Annotated in this window: 2 protein-coding genes; both read left to right on the top strand. The window is 29.1% G+C overall.

The annotated features are described in order from the left end of the window. On the top strand, positions 1 to 859 hold an 859-nt coding region (locus OEW74_RS19500; protein ID WP_265430068.1), incomplete at its 5' end, for an RHS repeat-associated core domain-containing protein. 10 nt (positions 860 to 869) lie between these two features. After that, complete coding sequence (locus tag OEW74_RS19495) at positions 870 to 1,385, top strand: hypothetical protein (RefSeq protein WP_265430067.1); 516 nt, start codon at positions 870 to 872, stop codon at positions 1,383 to 1,385. Positions 1,386 to 1,714: the final 329 nt, after the last annotated feature.

Here is a 1,714-nt window from a genome sequence, read left to right as displayed (position 1 = left end):
TGGTTTGATGCATAATGCACAGACTCATAGTTTTGATAATGCTTACCAATACAAGTACAACGGGAAAGAACTCCAAGAGACCGGAATGTATGATTATGGAGCGAGATTTTATATGCCGGATATTGGGAGATGGGGCGTGGTAGATCCGTTGGCGGAAATGATGCGTCGTCATAGTCCTTATAATTATGCTTTTAATAATCCGATAAGGTTTATTGATCCAGATGGCAGAGCTCCTTTTACTGATTATACATTTAATAAAAAAACAGGAGATGTAAAACAAGTAGGAGAAACAAACAATTTACCAGATAGGATTTTGAAAACCGATAAAAAAGGAGAAGTTGTAGATAATAAAAAAGGGGAAGCAAAAGTAGAGGTAGATAATATAGCCAAAGGAATTTTAGAAGATGGTCGTAACTTAAAAACAACAGACTATATAATCGATGTTGGTGGAAAAAATCAGCCTAGTTTGAGTCAAGTGGAAGAATCAATACTTAAAATATCAAATTACGTAGGTGTAGAATTTTCGGGAGCATATTTATCAAAAGAAGATTCTGCAAATGGCAAAATTAGTAGTGTATATCTTGATGAATATGGAGCAAATGGTAAGCACAAAGAAAATACGAACTCTTCCTCATCTACTAGCATTAATTTTAACAGTTTAAAAAGACAAGGATTATTTACAAATACAGATTTCCACACACACCCAACTCTTGGATATAGTAGAAATGCGAGTACATCTTCATCGGATGCAGACAGAGATTCTGTAGCTAATTGGAAAGATGTTTATCGTAAATTTATAATTTTAACTAATCGAGGAAATGGATCAGGTGTTGAAAAAATTGATTACACAAACGACTAGCATAATATTTATGAAAAATCATTTAAGTTTAATAATTTTATTATTTTCATTATTTTGTACGGGACAACAAAATAAATCTATCTCGAAAGATATTTATACTTCAGCAATAAAAAACGCAGTTGATGATTTTCGAGAAAAATCATCATTATTAAAAAATGATAATATTTTTTCTGTTTCTTACAAAATTTTAAATTCCAATTTTATACAAATAAATATTATTGGTAATTCTAATAAGTTTTATATTGATGGGGATAAACCTATAAATCGACTGCCAACTAATTATTTAGAATTTAACAATAAAATATTTTATTGGTATGATGATAACGAAATAAAATTAAATACAAGTATTATTAGCAAATTACAAGAATATGGATTAATTGAATATAATGCTGATATTATTGAATATAGTAGAGATGATAAGAAAAAAAGTATTAGCTATTATTTTTGTACGAAAGATTTAACGAATTATAAAAAGGTAAAATCAAATTCTTTAAAAATTAAAATTCCAAAATTATCCTGTAAATAATTATTACTCTTTTGGTTTACTGGATGATTACAGTCATACAACAGAGAACGCTTATCAGTGGTAATGTATCAGAAGTGTTGGTTTGTTTATTAATCAACATTTGAAAGTAGATAATTAATAAATATCATTAAAAAAGAGTAACTATTTGGTTGCTCTTTTTTGACAGAGTAAAAGTGAAGAAGCTCTTTAATGGTTTGGGAAACAGATTACCTCGATGGCTTTCAGTATAAGTTTACCAATGCGTGGGAAGATGAATCAGGAAGCATGATAAATGATGAAATGAAATTAAGAATCATCCCAACTTCAGAAGGTTATTTTGATGCTTTAAG

The organism is Chryseobacterium sp. YIM B08800 (assembly GCF_026163565.1).
Taxonomy (GTDB): Bacteria; Bacteroidota; Bacteroidia; order Flavobacteriales; family Weeksellaceae; genus Chryseobacterium.
Note: the sequence above shows the minus strand (reverse complement) of the source record. Positions and strands in the feature narration are given on the sequence as shown.